The sequence below is a fragment of the Amycolatopsis sp. NPDC004625 genome (assembly GCF_040609695.1).
Lineage (GTDB): Bacteria > Actinomycetota > Actinomycetes > Mycobacteriales > Pseudonocardiaceae > Amycolatopsis.
This window is the reverse complement of sequence record NZ_JBEXKX010000118.1, coordinates 1-3,756: the sequence shown is the minus strand read 5'-3', so window position 1 is coordinate 3,756 and position 3,756 is coordinate 1. Positions and strand designations below refer to the sequence as shown.

The window sequence follows — 3,756 nt, the reverse complement described above, 5'->3', positions numbered from 1 at the left end:
CGGCCCCCCCCCCGTCGCCGGCCGGGGGTTTTTTTTCTTTTGCCTTTTAACACACCCGCCTTACCACTCACGACCGGGTGCGGCAGGGCTCAGAGCTTGACCGGGTAGACCGGTTCGGGGATCTCGGGCTTGATGCGGTGCTCGACGAAGATGCCGTGCCAGAGCATGAACACGATCAGCGCCCACAGCTGGCGGCTGCGGTCCAGCTGGCCCGCCCTGTGCTCCTCGAGCAGCGCCAGGATCGCCTTCTTGTCCAGCAGCTCCTCGGTCTTCGAGTCGCTGATGATCCCCTTCGCCCAGTCGTACATCTCGTTGCGCAGCCACAGCCGGATCGGGACCGGGAAGCCGAGCTTGCGGCGGTTCAGCACGTGCGCCGGGATGATCTTCGCCAGGGCCTGGCGCAGCGCGTACTTCGTGGTGCCGTGGGCCAGCTTCTGGTCCAGCGGGATCGACGCGGCGACCTTGAACACCTCGGCGTCCAGGAACGGCACGCGCAGTTCCAGGGAGTTCGCCATCGTCACCTTGTCGGCCTTGACCAGGATGTCGCCGCGCAGCCACGTGTAGAGGTCGACGTGCTGCATGCGGGCCACCGGATCCCAGCCGCGCGAGACGTCGTACCAAGGCGCCGTGACGTCCTTGAAGCCCACGCCCTCCTGATAGGTGCGAAGAACGTTCCGCAGCTGGTCGTCGCGGAAGTTGCGGGCGTTGCCGTAGTAGCGGTCCTCCAGCGGCAGCGCGCCGCGGCGCAGCAGGTCCTTGCCGCGGGTGCCCTCGGGGATCTTCGTCGACACCTTGCCGATCAGCTTCCGCATGCCACCGGGGATCTTCTCGAACGGCGCCAGCGAAATCGGCTCGTTGTAGATCGTGTAGCCGCCGAACAGCTCGTCCGCGCCCTCGCCCGACAGCACCGCCTTGACGTGCTTGCGGGCCTCGCGGGCGATGAACCACAGCGGGACCAGCGCCGGGTCGGCCACCGGGTCGTCGAGGTACCAGACGATGAGCGGCAGGACCTCCATCATCTCGTCCGCCGACACCGTCCGGACCACGTGCTTGACGCCGATCGCGGCGGCCGACTCGGCGGCGACGTCGACCTCGGAGTAGCCCTCGCGCTCGAACCCGGTGGTGAACGCGATCAGGTTCGGGTTGTGCTCCTTGGCCAGCGTCGCGGTGGCCGTGGAGTCGATGCCGCCCGACAGGAACGCGCCGACGGTGACGTCGGGGTCCGAAATCATGTGCTTGCCGACCGAGTCGCGCATCACATCGGCGATCCGCTGGTGCAGTTCCTCCGCTTCGGCCTGCGTGTTCACCGGCTTCGCGCTGAACTGCGGGTGGAAGTAGCGGGTGAACTTCACCTCACCGCCGGGCACCACCTCGAACGAGGTGCCGGACTCGACGCGCCGGATCGCCGTGTGCAGCGACTCGGGCTCGGGCACGTACTGGAGCACCAGGTAGTGCTGGAGGGCCGTGCGGTCCAGTTCCTGCGCGACGCCGAGGACGTCCGAAAGCTCCAGCAGGCTCTTTTTCTCGCTGGAGAACGCCACCCCGCCGGGGCCGGCCGAGTAGAACAGCGGCTTGATCCCGAACGGGTCGCGCGCGCCGAAGACCCGTTTCTCCTGCGAGTCCCAGATCATGAAGGCGAACATCCCGCGCAGGCGCTTCACCCAGTCGGCGCCGAGGTAGTGGAAGCCGGCGACGATGGCCTCGCCGTCACCCTCGGTCTCGAACTTCGCCCCGTGCTGCTCGGCGAGCTCGGCCCGCAGCTCCAGGTAGTTGTAGATCTCGCCGTTGAAGTTCATCGTGTACCGGCCCGGCGCCTCCGGCGGCCCCCAGACCAGCGGCTGGTGCGCGTGCTCGACGTCGATGAAGGCGAGCCGGTTGAAGCCGTAGACGACCTCGGCGTCGGCCCAGGTGTCCTGCTCGTCGGGGCCGCGGTGGCGCTGGCAGCGCATGGCCGCGCCGACGGCGTCACGCGCGTTCGCCGCGCCGGTCTCGGTCGCGCAGATCAGTCCAAGCAGGCCGCACACGGGTACTCACACACCTTCGGGGTCTTCACCGGGCTGGGGAAGGCCCCAGTATGCCGGGACCGCCGTGGCGAGTACCACGCGCGTCGAGGGTTACCCCTTGGTCAGCAGGATGGGCCAACTCGGCTAGGCTCCGCCTGTCACAAAGATCGGTCGTAGGAGGCTCTGGGTGAAAGGGCGAGGCGCAGTGGGACAACCCGAGCGCACCCTGGGGAAGCGGACCGTGCGCGTCGCCGCGCTGGCCGTGCTGGTCGCGCTGACCGCGACGGGCTGCTCCGGCGACGAGATCCTGCGGTTCGGGTGGCCGGTCGGTGTCACCGAGCAGGCGAACCAGATGCGCACGCTGTGGACCTGGGCCGTGGTGGCCGCGCTGGTCGTCGGGGTGATCGTGTGGGGCCTGATCTTCTGGACCGCGACGTTCCACCGCAAGAAGAAGACCGCCGAAGGCGAGCCGGAGGAGCTGCCCCGGCAGTTCCAGTACAACATCCCGCTGGAGCTGTTCACGGTCGTCGTCCCGACGATCATGGTCTGCGTCCTGTTCTTCTTCACCGCGACGACGGAGTCGAAGGTCCTGGACAAGATCCCGAACCCGGACGTCAAGGTCCAGGTCGTGGCGTTCCAGTGGAACTGGGAGTTCAAGTACGAGGACGCCAACGCGGCGAAGCCCGACGGCAGCGGCCAGGTCAGCACGGTCGGCTCGTCCGGCGAGATCCCGCTGCTGGTGCTCCCGGTCGGCAAGACCATCCAGTACGACCTGGTCTCCACCGACGTCATCCACTCCTTCTGGGTGCCGGAGTTCCACTTCAAGCGGGACGTCTTCCCGAACCCGGACAAGAACAACCAGGACAGTTCCTTCCAGAACAAGATCGACCGCGAAGGCTCCTTCGTCGGCCGGTGCGCGGAACTGTGCGGCACCTACCACTCGGTGATGAACTTCGAGGTCCGCGCGCTGTCGGCGGACAAGTACGACGCGTACATCGCGCTGCGCAAGCAGGTGAACCCGGCGACCGGCCAGACGTTCACCGCCGCCGAAGCGCTGGCGAAGATGAACTGCGGCGAGCTGTGCACCCCGCACGCGGTGACCACCCAGCCGTTCAACACCGACCGCACGGCGCGCACCGCGTCCAACTGACGCCGGTACCCAAGGAGTAGGAAAGACCCATGAAGGTCGAAGCCCGCATCTTCTTCATCGTGGCGATCTTCGCCGTGTTCATGGCGGCCGTGTACTGGGTGTGGACCGGCCTGGCCGCGACCCACGGGCCCGAGCCGGTCGGCATCGTCGCCCTGTTCCTCACCGGCGGCCTGGCGTTCCTGGCGGGCAGCTACCTGCAGTTCGTCTCCCGCCGCATCGAGCCGCGCCCGGAGGACCGCGAGGACGCCGAGATCAGCGACGGCGCGGGCGAGCTGGGCTTCTTCAGCCCGGGCAGCTACTGGCCGATCGGCATGGCGGCCACCGCGGCGCTCGCGGCCCTGGCGCTGGCGTTCTTCCACATCTGGCTGCTGGTCATCGCGCTGGTCGCGCTGCTGATCACGATCGGCGGCCTGGTTTTCGAGTACCACACCGGCCCGTCGCACGACTGAGCCACTTTCGGAACCGGCCGTCACGCACTGCGCGTGGCGGCCGTTTCCGTGTCTGCCGCGGGAGGGGGGGGGGTAGGTGGGCGGGTGCGGTCCGCGCAGGCGGCTGAACTGGTGGCGCCCCGCGGCGGCGGGCGCGTGGCCGCGCGGGGGCGGG

General features: G+C 68.3%; 3 protein-coding genes. 2 read left to right on the top strand and 1 reads right to left on the bottom strand.

The genetic code is table 11. From position 1 onward, the window contains the following. Positions 1 to 89: 89 nt before the first annotated feature. Positions 90 to 2,024 carry an asparagine synthase (glutamine-hydrolyzing) gene (asnB, locus tag ABZW17_RS46650; RefSeq protein ID WP_354829463.1) on the bottom strand — a complete coding sequence of 645 codons (1,935 nt, stop codon included), beginning with the start codon at positions 2,022 to 2,024 and terminating at the stop codon, positions 90 to 92. Positions 2,025 to 2,208: 184 nt separating this feature from the next. On the opposite strand from asnB, the gene coxB reads away from it, so the two are divergent. Next, complete coding sequence (gene coxB / locus ABZW17_RS46645; RefSeq protein WP_354829460.1) at positions 2,209 to 3,153, top strand: cytochrome c oxidase subunit II; 945 nt, start codon at positions 2,209 to 2,211, stop codon at positions 3,151 to 3,153. A gap of 29 nt (positions 3,154 to 3,182) precedes the next feature. Then, positions 3,183 to 3,602, top strand: a complete 420-nt coding sequence (locus ABZW17_RS46640) for a cytochrome c oxidase subunit 4 (protein ID WP_354829457.1) — start codon at positions 3,183 to 3,185, stop codon at positions 3,600 to 3,602. Positions 3,603 to 3,756 lie beyond the last annotated feature (154 nt).

Bases quoted from the DNA above. Each gene is read 5' to 3' on its own strand.
- ABZW17_RS46640 (WP_354829457.1), top strand. From the start codon at position 3,183: ATGAAGGTCGAAGCCCGCATCTTCTTCATCGTGGCGATCTTCGCCGTG.